The sequence below is a fragment of the Salibacterium salarium genome (genome assembly GCF_030813635.1).
Classification (GTDB): domain Bacteria; phylum Bacillota; class Bacilli; order Bacillales; family Marinococcaceae; genus Salibacterium; species Salibacterium salarium.
On sequence record NZ_JAUSUM010000002.1, the window covers coordinates 183,063 to 200,591 of the forward strand.

General features: G+C 38.8%; 20 protein-coding genes. 15 read left to right on the forward strand and 5 right to left on the reverse strand.

What is annotated here, in order from left to right; all coding sequences use genetic code 11:
- Positions 1 to 124 precede the first annotated feature (124 nt).
- The 3 genes from J2S78_RS06725 (at position 125) to J2S78_RS06735 (ending at position 2,909) form a co-directional block, all read left to right on the forward strand.
- On the forward strand, positions 125 to 1,234 hold the full coding sequence (locus J2S78_RS06725; protein ID WP_306897247.1) for a mechanosensitive ion channel family protein: 1,110 nt from the start codon (positions 125 to 127) through the stop codon (positions 1,232 to 1,234).
- Positions 1,235 to 1,342: 108 nt separating this feature from the next.
- Positions 1,343 to 1,738, forward strand: coding sequence for an HPr family phosphocarrier protein (locus tag J2S78_RS06730; RefSeq protein WP_306897249.1), 396 nt, complete (start codon positions 1,343 to 1,345; stop codon positions 1,736 to 1,738).
- Between the two features lie 139 nt (positions 1,739 to 1,877).
- Positions 1,878 to 2,909: an HD-GYP domain-containing protein gene (locus J2S78_RS06735; RefSeq protein WP_306897250.1), complete on the forward strand. Its 1,032-nt coding sequence runs from the start codon at positions 1,878 to 1,880 to the stop codon at positions 2,907 to 2,909.
- Here the strand turns inward: J2S78_RS06735 and J2S78_RS06740 are convergent.
- A complete protein-coding gene (locus J2S78_RS06740) occupies positions 2,906 to 3,790 on the reverse strand; it encodes a LysR family transcriptional regulator (protein WP_306897251.1) in 885 nt (294 codons plus the stop codon). The two genes, J2S78_RS06735 and J2S78_RS06740, sit on opposite strands and share 4 nt — an antisense overlap.
- A 120-nt stretch (positions 3,791 to 3,910) precedes the next feature.
- On the opposite strand from J2S78_RS06740, the gene J2S78_RS06745 reads away from it, so the two are divergent.
- The 4 genes from J2S78_RS06745 (at position 3,911) to aceA (ending at position 7,496) form a co-directional block, all read left to right on the forward strand.
- Positions 3,911 to 5,125, forward strand: a complete 1,215-nt coding sequence (locus tag J2S78_RS06745; protein ID WP_306897256.1) for an MFS transporter — start codon at positions 3,911 to 3,913, stop codon at positions 5,123 to 5,125.
- Between the two features lie 100 nt (positions 5,126 to 5,225).
- Complete coding sequence (locus J2S78_RS06750; protein WP_306897258.1) at positions 5,226 to 5,780, forward strand: hypothetical protein; 555 nt, start codon at positions 5,226 to 5,228, stop codon at positions 5,778 to 5,780.
- A gap of 114 nt (positions 5,781 to 5,894) precedes the next feature.
- Entirely contained in the window at positions 5,895 to 6,002 is a 108-nt protein-coding gene (locus tag J2S78_RS17085) for an S-layer homology domain-containing protein (protein WP_370871560.1), read from the forward strand.
- Between the two features lie 216 nt (positions 6,003 to 6,218).
- Positions 6,219 to 7,496, forward strand: coding sequence for an isocitrate lyase (gene aceA / locus J2S78_RS06755; RefSeq protein ID WP_306897260.1), 1,278 nt, complete (start codon positions 6,219 to 6,221; stop codon positions 7,494 to 7,496).
- Between the two features lie 27 nt (positions 7,497 to 7,523).
- Here aceA and J2S78_RS06760 read toward each other — a convergent pair whose 3' ends face one another.
- The 3 genes from J2S78_RS06760 to rraA all read right to left on the reverse strand — a co-directional run bounded on the left by J2S78_RS06760 (position 7,524) and on the right by rraA (position 9,824).
- Positions 7,524 to 8,747: an MFS transporter gene (locus tag J2S78_RS06760; RefSeq protein WP_306897262.1), complete on the reverse strand. Its 1,224-nt coding sequence runs from the start codon at positions 8,745 to 8,747 to the stop codon at positions 7,524 to 7,526.
- Positions 8,734 to 9,168: a MarR family winged helix-turn-helix transcriptional regulator gene (locus tag J2S78_RS06765; protein WP_306898738.1), complete on the reverse strand. Its 435-nt coding sequence runs from the start codon at positions 9,166 to 9,168 to the stop codon at positions 8,734 to 8,736. The genes J2S78_RS06760 and J2S78_RS06765 overlap by 14 nt, the downstream gene beginning before the upstream one ends.
- A 182-nt stretch (positions 9,169 to 9,350) precedes the next feature.
- Positions 9,351 to 9,824 (reverse strand): ribonuclease E activity regulator RraA, encoded by a 474-nt coding sequence (gene rraA, locus J2S78_RS06770; RefSeq protein WP_306897264.1) that lies wholly within the window; start codon positions 9,822 to 9,824, stop codon positions 9,351 to 9,353.
- Between the two features lie 147 nt (positions 9,825 to 9,971).
- Between rraA and dapD the strand changes: the two genes are divergently transcribed.
- The 5 genes from dapD (at position 9,972) to J2S78_RS06795 (ending at position 14,489) form a co-directional block, all read left to right on the forward strand.
- The gene (dapD, locus tag J2S78_RS06775; RefSeq protein WP_306897267.1) at positions 9,972 to 10,694 is read left to right on the forward strand and encodes a 2,3,4,5-tetrahydropyridine-2,6-dicarboxylate N-acetyltransferase; all 723 of its coding nucleotides are present in this window, start codon (positions 9,972 to 9,974) and stop codon (positions 10,692 to 10,694) included.
- A gap of 107 nt (positions 10,695 to 10,801) precedes the next feature.
- Positions 10,802 to 12,016 carry an aspartate aminotransferase family protein gene (locus J2S78_RS06780; RefSeq protein WP_306897268.1) on the forward strand — a complete coding sequence of 405 codons (1,215 nt, stop codon included), beginning with the start codon at positions 10,802 to 10,804 and terminating at the stop codon, positions 12,014 to 12,016.
- A complete protein-coding gene (locus tag J2S78_RS06785) occupies positions 12,013 to 13,131 on the forward strand; it encodes an N-acetyldiaminopimelate deacetylase (protein WP_306897269.1) in 1,119 nt (372 codons plus the stop codon). Before J2S78_RS06780 ends, J2S78_RS06785 begins: the two co-directional genes overlap by 4 nt.
- A 63-nt stretch (positions 13,132 to 13,194) precedes the next feature.
- The gene (locus J2S78_RS06790) at positions 13,195 to 13,377 is read left to right on the forward strand and encodes a cold-shock protein (RefSeq protein ID WP_125559225.1); all 183 of its coding nucleotides are present in this window, start codon (positions 13,195 to 13,197) and stop codon (positions 13,375 to 13,377) included.
- 200 nt (positions 13,378 to 13,577) lie between these two features.
- Complete coding sequence (locus J2S78_RS06795; RefSeq protein ID WP_306897273.1) at positions 13,578 to 14,489, forward strand: NAD(P)/FAD-dependent oxidoreductase; 912 nt, start codon at positions 13,578 to 13,580, stop codon at positions 14,487 to 14,489.
- 35 nt (positions 14,490 to 14,524) lie between these two features.
- On the opposite strand, the gene J2S78_RS06800 is transcribed toward J2S78_RS06795, so the two are convergent.
- A complete protein-coding gene (locus J2S78_RS06800) occupies positions 14,525 to 15,370 on the reverse strand; it encodes a mechanosensitive ion channel family protein (RefSeq protein ID WP_306897275.1) in 846 nt (281 codons plus the stop codon).
- 161 nt (positions 15,371 to 15,531) lie between these two features.
- On the opposite strand from J2S78_RS06800, the gene J2S78_RS06805 reads away from it, so the two are divergent.
- The 3 genes from J2S78_RS06805 (at position 15,532) to J2S78_RS06815 (ending at position 17,472) form a co-directional block, all read left to right on the forward strand.
- The gene (locus tag J2S78_RS06805; protein WP_306897277.1) at positions 15,532 to 16,095 is read left to right on the forward strand and encodes a peroxiredoxin; all 564 of its coding nucleotides are present in this window, start codon (positions 15,532 to 15,534) and stop codon (positions 16,093 to 16,095) included.
- A 70-nt stretch (positions 16,096 to 16,165) separates the two neighbouring features.
- Complete coding sequence (locus J2S78_RS06810) at positions 16,166 to 16,621, forward strand: TlpA family protein disulfide reductase (protein ID WP_306897278.1); 456 nt, start codon at positions 16,166 to 16,168, stop codon at positions 16,619 to 16,621.
- 185 nt (positions 16,622 to 16,806) lie between these two features.
- A complete protein-coding gene (locus J2S78_RS06815) occupies positions 16,807 to 17,472 on the forward strand; it encodes a potassium channel family protein (RefSeq protein WP_306897281.1) in 666 nt (221 codons plus the stop codon).
- The last annotated feature ends 57 nt before the right edge of the window (positions 17,473 to 17,529 follow it).

Sequence of the window (17,529 nt, forward strand, 5' to 3'; positions counted from 1 at the left end):
ATATATGATTTAAACCCTATCAGAAAAATAAGAATTACTGCTAAAAATGATGTTGGTTTGGATGGTGAATGGAAGCTCTATCATGTTAAGATAAAGCAGGTAGGTTTTAGATGGAGGGAAGACAATGGACTTTACATACAATTGGTATTATGCGTTTCTTGGTTTACCTTGGACAGAAATAGGAATCGCATTTGCTATATTTCTGGTTATTTTTGTTTTCAGGAAAATTTTCACGAGATATATTTTTAAAATCATTATGAAAATCGCGAAAAAATCTCCGACATCTATTTTTACGAATATGCTTGTCGCATTTGAAAAACCAGTTCGTTTTTTTATAGGTATATTAGGTTTTTATTTAGCGATCCTGTATTTACCTATTCCAAATGAATTAATGACAGTCATAAACACGATTTACCGATCTATCGTAATTATTATTATCGGCTGGGGATTATTTAATTTTTCCTCGACTACGTCAAGTTTGTTCCATCGAATATCTCATAAGATGGAAGATGGGGCAGATAGTATGATTATCCCATTTATGTCAAAACTGACGCGATTTGTGATTGTTTTATTAACCATAACAGTGGTTGCATACGAATGGGGTTATGACATTAATGGACTCATCGCAGGACTGGGAATCGGTGGACTTGCTGTTGCATTGGCTGCACAAGAAACCCTTAGTAATTTTTTTGGTGGAGTCATTATTGTAGCGGAGCGTCCATTCAAGAAAGGAGATTGGATAGAAACTCCAACAGTAGAAGGATTAGTAGAGGATATCACCTTTCGAAGTACGGAGGTGCGGACATTTGCCGATTCGCTTGTCACTGTTCCCAACAAAACACTCGCAAATGAAGCAATTACCAACTGGTCAGAGATGCATGTGCGCCGAATTAGTTTCACAGTAGGGATTGAATACGCTACGCCTCCTGACAAAATTGAAAAAGTAGTGCAGCGGATTGAAGAGATGCTTCAAAATCATGAAGAAGTCGATAAAGAACTCATTCTTGTAAAATTTAGTCAATTAAGTGATTCGTCTTATGATATTTTCTTATATTTTTTCACGAAAACGACGGCCTGGGTCGAATGGTATGATGTAAAACAACAGATGAACTTAAATGTTATTCGCATTCTGGAAGAAGAAGGAGTTAATGTTGCTTTCCCATCAAGATCGCTATATTTTGAAAAAAATCCAGAAGCTTTTTTAGCATCCTTGGATCGAAACGAAGATGATTAGAGTTCGAACTTTCTGTGACATCTTCTTTTGAAACGGTAGAAATTCGGGCATAGACTCTTTATAATGAGTACGAATATAAGGTACGTATGTAAAGGGGAAGATATAGAAATGGAACAACTTGAAACTTTTTCATTGTATAAAGGGTTATCTGTGCAGAAAGTGATCGAACTCGTTCATCTGTTGGAGCATTATGAAAGTGATGTATTTTTTGAAAAGAAACAAGCCGCTGCCAATGGAAAAAGTGTGCTCGGGATGATGTCGGTATTTACGACGGTGCGTGTGGGGGATAACATTCACATGCGAGTGAAAGGTGATGATGCGGACTCGATGCGCTCTGCTGTGCGTCACTTTTTACAAGATTCTAAGACAGAAGATGAAACGCTTGGATATTGGGAGCAAGAAGGTGTAGAAACAGTAGAAAAGGCGATGACAGCGTCTTTAAATAGCTGGACTCCCGATGTACGAAATGTAGCCAAATCATATTTGAAAACAACAAGACAATAGAAGGACGAAGCTGTTTTCACCAATAGGAGGTGGACAGCTTTTTTTATAAAAAATATTGTATCAAAACTGTTACATCCTGGACTTACCTCCGATATAATAGAAAGAAGATGCTTTCGAGAAGACAAAAGGTGGTAAAATCATGCGATATACGTTGACAGCAAATATTGAACAAGGAGATAAATTAGCAAAAAATATATACTCAGCCGACGGCAGAATATTGTTAAATGCAGGTATTCCTTTAACAGTAGGATTGATAGCAAGGTTGAATCACATGGGAGTACAAGCCGTTTTTCTTGAAGATGAACAGCTTAGTGATGTCACAGTAGAAGAGGTTGTTTCAGAGAAAACAAGACGCGAAACAACGTCAGCACTTGCTGAGTCTTTTCAATATGTACAAGATGGTGGAGAGTTAAATGTTAAGTCATTAAATAAAACCATTTATTCTTTGTTAGAAGAAATTCTGGCAAATAAAGATATTTTATTAAATTTAACGGATATTCGTACAGAAGACAACGCATTATATACTCATTCTTTAAATGTGTGTATGATGGCCATTTTGACCGGTAATAAAATGGGCTTAGAACGTGTGAAGCTACAGGAGCTTGCTATTGGTGCTTTGCTGCATGATATAGGAAAAATACTACCACCACGCGCAGATGAAGAAATAAACCACCATGCATGGCGCGGCTTTAATTTTTTACGGAAAAATAAAGAAATAAGTACGTTATCTTCTCATATTGCGCTTGCTCACCATGAACAAATTGACGGGAGTGGAGAGCCGCGCGGACTCGAAGAAAAGGATATTCATTTGTTGGCAAGGATTACTTCTGTTGCAAACTATTATGATAACTTAGTGAGTGGCAATCATGACGGAGAACGACCGTTGCAGCCATATGAAGCTTGTGAAAAACTACTTGGTCTCACGAATTATTCTTTTTCTTACAATGTCGTCTGGAAGTTCATGCGGACGATTGCGTTCTATCCGACCGGCAGCCAAGTAAAACTTACAACTGGCGAAGGTGGAGTAGTCGTACAACAACATAGGGGACTACCTCAGCGCCCGATTGTACGTACGTTTAAGACTTTTGCTGGACATTCTGATGATTTTGAGATTACCGACCTTGATCTTGCCGAACACACGACATTGTTTATAAGAGATTCCATGGATTAGTCCATTGGATATTCTTCTATTGATTTTAGAAAAGACAAAAAGGAGGCATTTGCTGTAGAAGGCGGATGCCCTTTTTTATGTGCTAATCCAAGCGTCAAATGAATGGGTGGATCAAAAGGAATCGCAATTAAATTTTCATCAGGGCGAACAACCATGTGTAAAAATACGGTAACACCAAAACCACGGGCGGCCAATGATTTTGCCAATGAAATCTGGTTCGTTTCAAATGCGATCTGGACAGGGGAGCTCGAAAGCTGACTCGCTTGTTCAATTATTTTTCGTTGGTAATACCCTTCTTTAAAGAGAATTAGCGGTTCTGCCGCTAATTCAGTTAAACCCACAGAGGTTCTTACTGCAAATCGATGGGAAGGTGGAACGACAATCATTAGTTGTTCCTTTAAGAAAGGATGGACTTCAAGTTCTGGTGATACATCATTTTGTACAACCGTTCCTATTTCAAGAGCTCCATCGAGAATTGCTTGTTCAATGACAGTTGTCCCAGCTTCGTATAGTTCGATGTCAAGCTGGGGATATATTTCTTTGAACCATGCTAGTTTTTCCGGAAAATAATAAGAGCCAACCATAGAGGGGATGCCAATCTTTACTGTTCCCCTTATCCCTTCTTTTACTTCCCGCAGCTCCTTTTTTGCTTGATGTATGTTTTGGAGAAGTACGTCGGCATGTTTTTTTAATAGTTCTCCTTCCATTGTTAAACGAATATATCGTTTTTCACGGATAAATAAAGGGAGTTCAAGCTCTTTTTCCAAGTTTTGAATAGCTTTGCTGATAGCAGGCTGTGCTATTTTTAATTCTTTTGAAGCTTTTGTAAAACTTCCCCATTTTTCTACTTCTAAAAAATAATATAGTTGTTTCACATCCATGTATTACACCTTCTATAACCAAAAGTTATTATTTCTATTCTTATTATATATTTTATTTATGAAAAATGCAGTGCTACGATGTAAAAAGATATATTTCGAACGAAGGAAGAAGGATTACTTATGATTGAACGAAAAACGAAAAAGTTTTGGCAGGCAACGATGGCACTTGGAGTATCTTCCTTATTAATTTTTGCAAACATGTATTTTCCACAGCCGTTACTACCTTTATTTTCAGATGAATTTAACGTTTCAGAGACAACATCAAGTTTACTCATTTCTATATCACTGTTTGTTTTGGGAATTAGTTTTTTCTTGTACACCGCACTTTCAGATGCGTATGGCAGGCGGAATATTATTTTTATTGCGATGGTGCTTGGAACGATGGGAACAGTTGGGATAAGTATTGCTCCCACGTTTGAATGGATGTTGATGGCACGGGTGTTCCAAGCAGCGGCATTAGCTGGTATTCCTGTTGCTGCGATGGCTTATATTAGTGAAGAATTCAGTGTTCGCGCAATGACGGTTGCAGTAGGAATATACATAAGTTGTAATAGTTTAGGCGGGATGGGAGGACGTGTGTTAAGTGGTGTCGTAACCGATAGTTGGGATTGGAGAACAGCTTTTATAGTAATGGCCATTATTAACTTCCTGTTATTTATTGTCGTTTATATGTTGCTGCCATATTCAAGACAGTTTCAGCCTCGTCCTTTTCAACTAAAAGAAGTGTTTCAGAACAACTTATATCATCTTTCTAACCCGATAATGACGTACGCATATATTATCGGGGGTCTTCATTTTCTTGTATTTATCGGTATTTTTAATTTTATTACCTACTACTTGAGTCACGAACCCTTTCGCGTTTCCACAACGATATTGGGATTACTTTTCTTAACGTACGGCGCGGGAACAATTAGTTCTACTATGGCTGGAAGAGCGGCACAACGATGGAAGCAAACAACTTGCATGGGAATTGGAATCACTTGCATGGTGTTTAGTATTGCGATGACTTTAATACCATCCTTTTTTATAATTATTGTAGCACTTATTATTTTGAGTTTTGGTTTCTTTTTTGTTCATTCTAGCTCTAGTTCATGGGTGACTAGACACGCAGAACAAGCGAAAGCAAGTGCTTCCGGCCTTTATTTGACCTCTTATTATTTGGGAGGAAGTTTGGGAAGTTTATATTTTGGTTGGTTATGGTCTCATTTTGCATGGACAGGGGTTACATTAGGTGCACTATTCGTGTTAGCGGGGACAAGTATTTGCGTTATTCTTTTGAACAAAAAAGAGAAACAAGAAGTAGAATCAACTCCCGTTAATTCTGCAGTGGAATAGTGAAATTATCCGACTAATGTATCAAATTTGAGATTTAAGGTGTGAAAAGTTATAAGCAGAGGTATTCATTAAATAACGATATAAAAAGGAGGGGAAGGCTGTGAAGATAATAGGGAGTTTGGTGGTTTGTGTTGGAATACTGACGGGCTGTATCGATGTGGACCAAGAAGAACAGACTGTAACCTCTATGGTATCTGCTAAAAAAGCCGAAACTCTTAATGTAGAAAAACAGCCTCCCACAGCCGTAAAGAGTGAAACAAATCAAACAAATGAAGGACGCGAGGCATTTTCAACCCTTTTTCAAGACACATATAATAAGAATTTAACCTATCTGGAGAAGTCCGAAAAGGATATTCAGGAAGCTTATGGAGAACCAGATGAATCAGGTTGGTATGAAGGTGGTGAATTTTTGCAATACGACCAGTTCACTTATTTTATTCATCCTGAATCCAATCGAGCAGAATCAGTAGCCGTTCAAGATGTTTCGTTAAAACAAGCAGACATTAACGAACGCCTCGGTTCAGCGGATAAACGTTATGAGAACAAAATGGAAGGGCTTTGGACAGAAGAATATAATTATAATGATGGAAAAATTGTCGTAGAGAAGGCCTCGGAGTCTTCCGAAGAAGTCATGTGTATATGGTTTCGTAAATAGCAAAAAATGTATGTGTAATATCGTTACATGCAAGTCAGCCCTGATGGAGAATAACTAATCCATCAGGGTTGCTTTGTTTCCTGATTTAACCGGCCCTTTAGAATAATATACATTATAGTCGATGGGTACGAGAATAACACATTTCGTCCAGAGTCTTTGTTAACTCGAGCTCAGTTTGCAGAAGTACTATATGATTTAGGATATCATATAGAGCCACTTTAATAAGATACAAAGCATCCTTTTCGTTGAGAGAAGGATGCTTTACTATTGTGTGCAGTGTTATGTAACACTATGGTTTTTGAAATAACAATATATTCTAAGCAATTTTTATAAATTTTAGAAAAATCACGATTTTTTGTTGTAAAACAGATTAAACTGTTATATTATAATAACCGTAAATAAAAACTGTATTAATACAGAAGAAATGGAGGAGAGGATATGATGAAAAAAAGAGAAGAAGCTAAAAGAATTCAAAAGGAATGGGAGCAGGATGAACGCTGGATAGGTATCAAAAGACCTTATTCAGCGGAAGAAGTAGTAAATGTAAGAGGTTCACTCCCAATTGAACACACATTGGCCAATCAAGGAGCAGAAAAGCTATGGAAATTGCTTCATTCTGAGCCATTTGTTCCTTCGCTAGGGGCTTTGACAGGAAACCAAGCGGTTCAACAAGTGAAAGCAGGTTTGAAAGCGATTTATTTAAGCGGGTGGCAGGTAGCGGCTGACGCTAATCTATCTGGGCAGATGTATCCTGATCAAAGTTTGTACCCCTCTAACAGTGTGCCACACGTAGTTAAACGTATTAATCAATCGCTTCAACGCGCCGACCAAATTCAATACATGGAAGGTGGAGAAGATATTGATTATTATGCTCCTATTATAGCTGATGCAGAAGCTGGATTTGGGGGCCAACTAAATGTATTTGAATTAATGAAAAGCATGATTGAAGCTGGAGCTGCAGGTGTTCATTTTGAAGATCAATTAGCATCAGAGAAAAAATGTGGTCACTTGGGAGGAAAAGTTCTTGTCCCTACCCAAACAGCTGTGCGAAATCTAGTTTCCGCAAGACTTGCTGCAGATGTATGCGGAACGAAGACCTTACTATTAGCTAGAACAGATGCCGATGCAGCAGATCTTATTACAAGTGATATAGATCCTGCTGATGAACCATTTCTGACGGGTGAGCGTACGGATGAAGGGTTTTATCGTACACAGTCTGGAATGAATCAGGCCATTGCAAGAGGGCTTGCATATGCTCCATATGCCGATTTAATCTGGTGTGAAACATCTAAACCTGATTTAGAAGAAGCCAAACGTTTTGCGGATGCGATTCATGAAAAGTTTCCAGGAAAAATGCTAGCCTATAATTGTTCCCCTTCCTTTAATTGGAAAGGGAATTTAGAAAATGATACTATCGAAAATTTCCAAGCAGAATTAGGAAAGATGGGATATAAGTTTCAATTTGTAACTCTCGCAGGATTTCACGCCTTAAATCATAGCATGTTCCAATTAGCTCAGGGTTATAAAGAACGTGGCATGGGTGCATATTCAGAATTGCAGCAAGAAGAATTCACAAGTGAAAAAAATGGATATACTGCGACGCGTCACCAACGAGAAGTAGGTACTGGATATTTTGATGAAGTGTCACAAATTATATCAGGCGGATCCTCATCAACAACCGCAATGAAAGGTTCAACAGAAACAGCACAATTTTAAAGATGACCGAGGCGGCCGGGCAAATAGTTATTTGCCAGCCGTCTCGACTTCTTGTTCTTTCCATTCTGAAGAAGAGGAAGCCGAAATCCGGTTAAATACGACATAGAAACTAACCGTAAGGATGAGCACAAAAACGGCACTATAGAGAAACAATAAAGAAAATCCGGTGAAGGATACAACAATTCCTAAAAAATAAGACCCGAGTGCAATGCCAGAATCAAACATCATGAAAAAGGTTGCGGTGGCATAACTGTTACGGTGACCGGCAGAGGATTGTACGGATATTGATAACAAAGAAGGTAGGAGCGTACCATATCCGATACCAATTAAACCAGCAGAAATGAGAAATAAAACAGCGGATTCAGCTATACCTAATGTCAAAAGACCGAAAGCAAAAATGATCAAACATGGCAGGATCACAATTTTTGGGCCGCGTTCGTCAAATAAACGGCCAAGATATGGTCTAGTTAAAAGCATTGTCACAGCAAATACGAGAAAGAAGTAACTCGATATTTTTTCAAGACCAAGTTCTGTTGCATATACGGAAATAAAAGAAATAACACCGGAATACGCGAATGCTACAAGACTGCTCATTAAAGCGATAGGTAATGCATTTAGTTCTAAAAAATCGTGAATAGACATTTTACGTTTTACATCCTCAGGGGCAGGATGAGATTGCTCTACAGTTTTGACAACCAAGGAACAAATAACCCCGACTATCATAATAATGCTTAAAATGATAAACAAATACTTAAAAGATACATATTGGATTAGTGTCAATCCGAGGAATGGACCGACAACGACAGCTAGATTCATAGACATCGTAAAATAACCAAGCCCTTCACCGCGTCGCTCATCCGGTACAACATCGGCAGCAATCGCTGCAGTTGCGGTTGTTAAAACTCCAAATGAAATGCCGTGAACTAAACGGAGTAACATCAAGGCGGTGAATCCTTCTGTCCAGATATATCCAAACGTAGTTGCTGTAAAGATAAGCACGCACGATAGGAGAATTTTTTTTCGTCCTAGCCGTTCAACTAAACTGCCTGAAAAGGGTCTCATAAGAATAGCGGTGATAAACATTGCCGTAACAACTAATCCACCTTGTGCTTCCGTTCCTCCTAGCTCATATATTACATATAGCGGTAACGTCGTTAAAAATGTATAAAAGATGACAAATACGATAAAATGAACAAAAGAAATGCTTAGAAAATCTTTTGTCCAAATAGGTGGTTTTTCATTCGCTTTCATTGGTGTTCGCATTCCTTTCGCTGCCTAATTTTTTCAAAAGCCGATAAAGTTCTTGTTGCTCATTAGTTGTTAAATTTGTCGTAAAATCATTTTCGAACTGTTGGACACTTTGTTGAATCAAATCCAATTTTTCTCTTGCTTCGTCTGTTAATAAAATAATTTTTTCTCGTTTATCATTTCCTAGTTTTTTTATAATCCAACCACTTTTTTCCATACGAGTTAACGTTCTCGTGATAGTTGGAGCTTCCACTTGAAGGTATTTCCATATGTCCGTCTGAGTCATTGGTCCGTTTTCTAAAAGGATATACAATATTGTCCATTGGGAAGAGTAAAGGTTATGTTGCTGTAAATAATCATTCATTTCTTTCGAAAAAAGCCGCACTTTTTGGTTTAAAAGGTGAAAAAGTTCGCTACGATTCATCATGTACTCATTGCTCCTTATATGTTTACCTAGGTAAATAATTACGCCTTTATTATTATAGAGAGTACTTCACTACTTGTAAACTGGGTTTTCTTATGTAAAGGTATTCAAAGATGGGAAATACGCATATAAAAAAGCTGTTCTCAAAAATTTTTAAAGAACAGCTTCGGGATTCGTCTTTATTATAATTGTTTTTCAGCTACTAAAATACCGTCTTCATCGGCATATACCCAACTTCCGGGCTCCCATGTAGTGTTTGCGAACTGCAGTGATGTACCGCGCTTGCCTTCCCCTTTTTTTATAGATGGAAAAGGGGTTGTGCCGAGTGCAAATATACCAACAGGCATCTCATTAATTTCCCCCGCATCGCGAATCGAACCATGAATAATAACACCGGCGAGATTTCTTTTTTGCGCAATAGCTGCGAGATTGTCACCCATTAATGCGTAACGTCGAGACGCACCACCATCAATGACAAGAACACTTCCTTCTGGAATCGTTTCAAGCGCTTGTTTTACGAGAACGTTGTCTTCAAACACCTGAACCGTTTGAACTGGACCAGAAAACGTTGTCGTATTCCCATAATGATGAAAGATTGGATCAGCTAATACTACGTTATCTTTATGTTCATCACAAATATCTGCTGTTAAACCCATATCAACTTCCTCCTTTTATGTATATACTCTTTCATGAAAATTCTACATACCTGTACTATTTTCCTGTTATAAATAAGACAAATAGGTTTCTTTCAACGGTTTCCTATGATAACCTATGAAAGAGAATTGATAAGGAGGCACAAGACCATGAAGCAAATGGATGCAAATGAGATAATTTCCTTTATTTCTGAAAGTGAAAAAACAACACCGGTGAAAGTACATATTAACGGTGAAGGTCTGGAAACAATAGGGTTCGGTAATGAGACAAAACGTTTTATTACAGGTAATACAGGTGTACTTTTCGGAGAATGGAAAGATATAAAAAACGGAATTGAAGAAAATCAAGACAAAATCGATGATTACGTTGTGGAAAGCGACCGTCGCAATTCTGCGATTCCACTTCTTGATACAAAGGATATCCCAGCACGTATCGAGCCGGGATCGGTTATCCGCGATCAAGTAGAAATCGGTAAAAACGCAGTAATCATGATGGGGGCAACAATTAACATCGGATCGGTCGTTGGTGAGAACACAATGATTGATATGAATGTTGCACTTGGTGGACGCGCAACAGTTGGTAATAATTGTCACATTGGTGCAGGTTCTATTCTTGCTGGAGTGATTGAACCGCCATCTGCACAGCCTGTCGTAGTAGAAGACGGCGTTGTTGTTGGTGCAAATTGCGTGATTCTTGAAGGAGTAACAGTTGGGGAAGGTTCTGTTGTTGCAGCAGGAGCTGTTGTCACTGAGGACGTACCAGCTAATACAGTTGTAGCAGGAACACCGGCACGCGTCATTAAAGAAATTGATGATCAAACGAAAGGCAAAACGGAAATGAAGCAAGAACTTCGCCGTTTAAATGAAGATTAAAAAGTAAAATAACGTTTTACTAAAAAGACTGCCCGGCTTGGAAGATGACTTCTAATCCGGGCAGTCTTCCATCTATTCAAGGCCTTTAACAGAAAGGAAAGAGAACAATGAGTTGGAGTAATTTAGATCAAGAATATCTTATGCATACGTATCAGCGTCTCCCTATTGCTATTGAAAAAGGAGAAGGGAACTATTTAGTTGATGAGGAAGGAACCTCCTATTTGGATTTATTTACTGGTCTTGCTGTTAACATATTAGGACACTCTCATCCTTATCTACTTAGAAAATTAGAAGAACAGGCGCATCAGTTTTTGCATATTTCTAACGTTTTTCTTAATAAACCTGCAATTACACTAGCCCAGCGCTTAATCGATCAATCTGTGCAAGGGAAAGTATTTTTTGCAAATTCAGGGGCAGAAGCGGTAGAAGCGTCTGTAAAATTAATTCATCAATGGAAAAAACAAAATAATAATATAAAAAGCGGTATTGTTGTGCTGGAAAACAGTTTTCACGGTCGAACACTGGGATCTATTCGACTAACCCGTCAAGCTGGAATATATCAAGATTTTCCAGCTGCTGATTATCCGGTGTATGAGACCAAAGCACATGACTTAGAATCTTTAGAAGCAGTCTTTCAAGAAAAAAAACCTGCGGCTCTCTTAATGGAACCTGTCCTCGGCTCTGGTGGTATTATGCCGTTGTCAGAAACGTTTTTAGAAGAGGCAGAGAAATTGTGTAGGCAATATGGTGTACTATTTTGTGTGGATGAGATTCAAACTGGAATGGGTCGTACGGGACCGCTGTTTGCTTATCAACATACAAATGTCGAACCTGATATCATCCTTTTTGCCAAAGGCATTGGCGGTGGACTACCGCTTGGGGGGTTAATTGCAAAAGGAGGACTTGATAATCTTTTTCAGCCGGGTGACCACGGAACAACGTTTGGCCCCAACCCTCTAAGTGCAGCACTTGGGAATGCCGTTCTCGATGTATTACTTGACCAAGGGGGACTAGAGAACGGGCGTGATCACGCAAATTACTTGTGGAGTCAGCTTGAATATTTGAAGGTTCGTAGTGGTGGGAAAATAACAGAAATTCGTGGAAAAGGCATGATGTTGGGCATCTTATTAAAAGCAGGAGAAGGTGAAGTGAAAAACATGCAGCAAAAACTTTTGTGCCGTGGTTTCATGGTGAATGTAACGCAAGGAACGATCATTAGATTACTGCCTCCTCTTACCTTGAAAAAACAAGAGACAGACTCCTTTGTGCAAGCACTCGAAGAAGAATTAACCATTATGAATGAAGCGGGGGAGCCTGAATGAAGCAAGAAGAGCTTATTTCCATTCGACGCGAATTACATCAAATACCAGAAATAGGATTTGAGGAAGTGAAAACGCAAAACTATGTAAAAGAAAAGATTGCGGGTATGCCGGATAATTATGTGACTATAAAAGAATGGCGGACGGGATTGCTTGTTTTTGTAGAAGGGCATACACCTTCAAAAACTATCGGTTACCGAACGGACATGGATGGACTACCAATAAAAGAACAAACAACTTACTCTTTTCCATCCCTTCATGAAGGAAATATGCATGCTTGTGGTCATGATTTACATATGACGATTGCGCTTGGTATTCTTGATCACTTCGCGCATAACCAGCCAAAAGAGAATCTCCTGTTTATTTTTCAACCGGCTGAAGAAGGTCCAGGCGGTGCATTACCAATGCTACAATCAGAAGTATTTAAACAGTGGAAGCCCGATGAGATTTATGCGCTTCATATTGCACCTGAATATCCTGTAGGCACGATTGCTACTAGACCTGGACTTTTGTTTGCAAATACGTCGGAATTATTTATTAATTTAAACGGAATCGGTGGCCATGCTGCACGTCCTCATCAAGCAAACGATATGGTTGTCGCAGCCAGTCACCTCGTTACGCAATTACAAACTATAGTTGGGCGCAATGTTGATCCACTTGATTCAGCGGTTGTTACCATTGGGACCATAGAGGGCGGAACCAAACAAAATATTATTGCCGAAACAGCAAGATTGGAAGGGACTATTCGAACACTATCCTTAGAAAGCATGCAAAAAGTTAAGCAAAGGATTCGGGGGATTATTCAAGGTGTTGAGACGAGCTTTGATTGTAGTGCGACAATCGATTGGGGTTCCACGTATTGTCAGGTTTCTAATGATGAACGTTTAACTCAAGCATTTATGAATTTCAGTGAACAACAAAAAGATGTCCACTTGATTGAATGTAGGGAAGCAATGACAGGCGAAGACTTTGGTTATTTTTTAGAAGAAATTCCTGGAACTATGTTTTGGCTGGGCGTTAATACACCGTACGGGCTGCATGATGCCCGCATAGAACCTAATGAAAATGCAATCTTTACAGCAATTTCACATATGACAGCATTTTTATCGCAAGCTTGACCTAAAATACTTCTTCTTCGAAAGTGTGGTATACTAGAAGAAGTATAAAAGGAGGGTTGGGTTATGGCTTATTACAACGGAAAGAAAGAACCGCCACCACAAGTGGAGACAAACATTTGGTCATGCACAAGTGACGATTGTGCGGGCTGGATGAGAGAAAATTTCACGTTTGAACAGACGCCCAGCTGCCCATTATGTCAAGCGGATATGAAACAAGAAGTAAAAACATTGCCGCAAATTCAATAACGGACTGCTTCATCCAGGCTGTCTCGCTTAGTGATTATTCACTAGACGGGGCAGTTTTTTTATGATGACAGATGACATATTTGTGTTACCAAAACAGCCGTAGGGCAGTATAAGTCCAGAAGAAATGATGATACATGGGGATAGGACGTCTTTTCTTGCATCAGACTAATACATGCAAATAGGGAGGAGGATTTTTATATATGAAGATTTGGGATGTTATTGTGATAGGAGGAGGACCTGCTGGATTAAATGCGGCACTCGTGTTGGGACGTTCTCTTCGAAAAACAGTGATTATCGATGCGGAAACTCCACGAAATAATGTGACTTTGTTTTCTCATGGTTTTCTGACAAGAGATGGAGAAAAACCACAAAGGTTTCGGAACATAGCAGTTGCACAATTAAAGAAATATAAAACGATCGCAAAAACAAAGGATATTGTTAAGACGATTACTAAACAAAATGATTTATTTTTTATAGAAACAAAGAGCAATCACATTTTTCAAAGCAAAAAAGTGATTGTCGCGACAGGGCGGGTAGAAGAATTACCAGATATAAAAGGGTTGCAAGATGTTTTTGGAACGTCAGTCTTTGTTTGTCCTTATTGTGATGGCTGGGAGCATAAAGATGAGCCGTTAGCTGTGTTTGGGAGTGGTAAAACAATTGTCCATTTTACGTCATTGATATCGAACTGGAGTCGTGACGTGGTGGTGTTTACAAACGGAGAAACTCTAAAACGAGCGGATAAACAAGAGCTGATAGATCATCATATAAAAGTAGTTGAATCCCCGATTCTTGAATGTCAATCGAAGGAAGGAAAACTACAATCGATACGAGTAGAGCAGAAAGAGTCGATTTGCCGTACAGCTGGATTTATTATGGGAACAGGAAAGAAAGAGTCGTTTCCACTGCCGGAATCTTTAGGGATTAAAAGAAACGAACGTGGAGAATACGAAACAGATGCGCATGGTGAAACTACGGTAGAAGGTTTATATGTTATCGGAGATGCAAAACATTCATTTACTGGTCTGGTTTGTGCTGCAGGGGAAGGGTATGAAGCGGGAGTGAAGATTAATCAAGCGTTGGTGAATGAACAGTGGGCGAGTATAAAATGACGTCGTCACGACTAGCAACGACGTCAAATGTTTTATTATTTTGCTTCGTAATTCTTTTCGACATATACTTGATGAGGAAATGGAATGACAATACCATTTTTGTCTAATGCTTCTTTACAAGCTTTACGGAGCTTGCGTTCAATGCCCCATTGTTCCATATTTTCGGTTTTTCCTAAAATACGAATTACCACATCGGAATCTCCGAGCCCCTGCACACCAAGAACATCGGGACCTTCTTTGATAGCAGGCTCATCGGAAGCCACTTGGTCACACACATCTTGTAAAATACGAACAGCTTCATCAATATTGTCATCATAAGATATACTGATGTCTACCATGGCACGCATGTTTCCACGTGAATGATTGTTGACCGCGCTAATTTCACGATTCGGTATAAAGTGAAGGGTTCCATCGAATCCTCGAATTTGTGTTGTACGTAGCCCGACTTCTTCCACTACTCCTCCAATCCCAGCTGCTGTTACATAATCTTCAACGTCTATTTGTTTTTCGAGCAATATAAAAAAGCCAGTTACAATATCGCTGACAAGACCTTGTGCCCCAAATCCGACAGCGAGACCAACAATACCCGCACCAGCGATAATAGGTGCAATTTCAAGTCCAAAAATGGCAATAAGGATGGTAATAAAAATAAAGATAAGTATGTACGAAAATACATTAATACTAAGTTTCAGCAGTGTTTGAACCCTACCTGGGTGCATGTTTCGCTGTTCTTGCATTCGTGAGAACGCTCGGTTAATTATTCGTTTACCAATCGCTCTTACAATAAAAAAGCCTATAATAACTAGTACAATTTGTAAGGCGCCTTTTAACGTTCCTCCTAAAACAGAACTCCAAAACTCATTTTCCATCAATTGTTCCATGTTTTACACTCCTTATCATTCATATGCTAATTATGCTGTACCCCTGAAAGAATACGACAAAACACGATGTCGTTTGTTGAATGAATGATATTATAACATAATCAACAATTTTGTATAGTATAGAAAGAGATAAAAGGATAATGGGGAAAGGGGTAATGAGAGTGACTGCTGAATCATTAATAGGAAAGCAAGCACCGCTATTTACAATGGACGTTGTAATGCCGGATACATCATTTACCAAAATTAGTTTACGTTCGATTATGAAAAAAGATAAGTGGACGGTTTTATTTTTCTATCCAATGGATTTTACAACTATTTGCCCGACGGAAATAACTTCCATTAGTGATGATATAAAAGAATTCGAGGAATTAGATGCAGAAGTGATAGGAGTCTCTACAGACACTATTTACAGTCATAAAACTTGGAGAAATATACCGCGTGAAGAGGATGGGCTGGGGAAAATAAAATATCCACTAGCAGCAGATACGAATCATAAGGTATCAAAAGATTATGGAGTGTTTGATGCCGAAGAAGGAATTGCACATCGAGGCCTTTTTATTATAAGTCCTGAAGGAGAAGTTATGTACGCTGTTGTTCATCATCACCATGTCGGACGTGATGTTGATGAAATATTACGTGTTTTATTGGCTTTACAGACAGGGAGGCCATGTCCGGCGAATTGGAAACCAGGACAAAGCACGCTCGAAGAACATACATCTTCATGACGAACCGGCTCCTTAATGCATACAGTATAAACAGTACGAATGGCTAGATAGAGGAGGGGCAGAAAGAATTATGCCGTTAAAATTGAAATCTGAAATGCCAAATATACCTGATACCCAAAATTGGTATAATGATAGGATTACAAAAAATGATTTGATTGGTGAAAAACCTGCGTTAGTTCAATTTTGGTCGGTAAGTTGTGATCTTTGTAAACAAGCGATACCAAAAGTAAATAAACTTTGTGAAGAGTTAAAGGATACAATAACTACTTTGTCCGTACACATGCCTCGTTCAGTGAAGGATCAAGATATTGAAAAGGTGAAAAAGACTGCTCATAAATTAGGAATAAAACAGCCTATTTTTATTGATAATGATCATCATTTAACAGACGCCTTTCAAAATGAATACGTGCCAACGTATTTTATTTTTGATAAAGATGGGAAACTATATTACGTTCAATCCGGAGGTGGGGGAATAAGGCTGCTGCGAAAAAAAATTCATCGTGTTCTTTGGGAGCAAGAAAAATAAAGTTTTTACCAAGCGGTGATTCATGTATAGGATTGTACTGCTTGATATCGGCAGAAACAAACAAGTTTTGATAGATACTGTGTTCAAACTCGGCAATTGCCGAGTTTTCTTTACGCGGCTTCCCTACATCGTTTAAAATAAAAGAAGTTTCAAAACATAAAGTTATGTGCGACGGAGGAAATTCAATGAAAAAACAATTTGCCGTTATCGGTCTAGGACGTTTCGGGGGAAGTATTTGCAAGTCGCTTGTAGAAGAAGGAATGGAAGTGTTGGCCATTGATGAGGATGAAGAAAAAGTAAATGAATTTGCTTCTCTAGCGACACAAGCTGTTATCGCAGATACAACGGATGAAAAAGCTTTACGCGGTCTTGGCATCAGAAATTTTGATCATGTCATTGTAGCAATTGGAGATAATATACAAGCGAGCATTTTGACGACGTTAATGCTAGTCGAAATGAAAGTGAAACATATTACGGTAAAAGCACAAAACGATTATCATGAAAAAGTGTTGAATCGGATTGGAGCAGATGAAATCATTCACCCTGAACGTGATATTGGAATCAGAATTGCCCACAGTGTGGTATCGAAAAACGTCCTGGACTATCTAGAATTGTCAGATGAGTATAGTATTGTTGAATTAGGGGCAGGAACTACACTACATGGAGAAACCATAGTAGATCTCGATTTACGTGCTAAATATGGGTGTAATATTTTGGCGGTTAAAAGAGGGGACAATATTCATGTCTCTCCTAGACCTGAAGAAAAAATAGCGAATGGGGATATCCTCATTGTTATAGGAGCAGACGATGACATTAATCGATTGGAAAACCAGTGGATTGATGAGCCATAAATCGGCAAGCACAAGTTTTTCTGCTTGCCGCCTTTTTTTGTTCAGAAAGTATAAGCT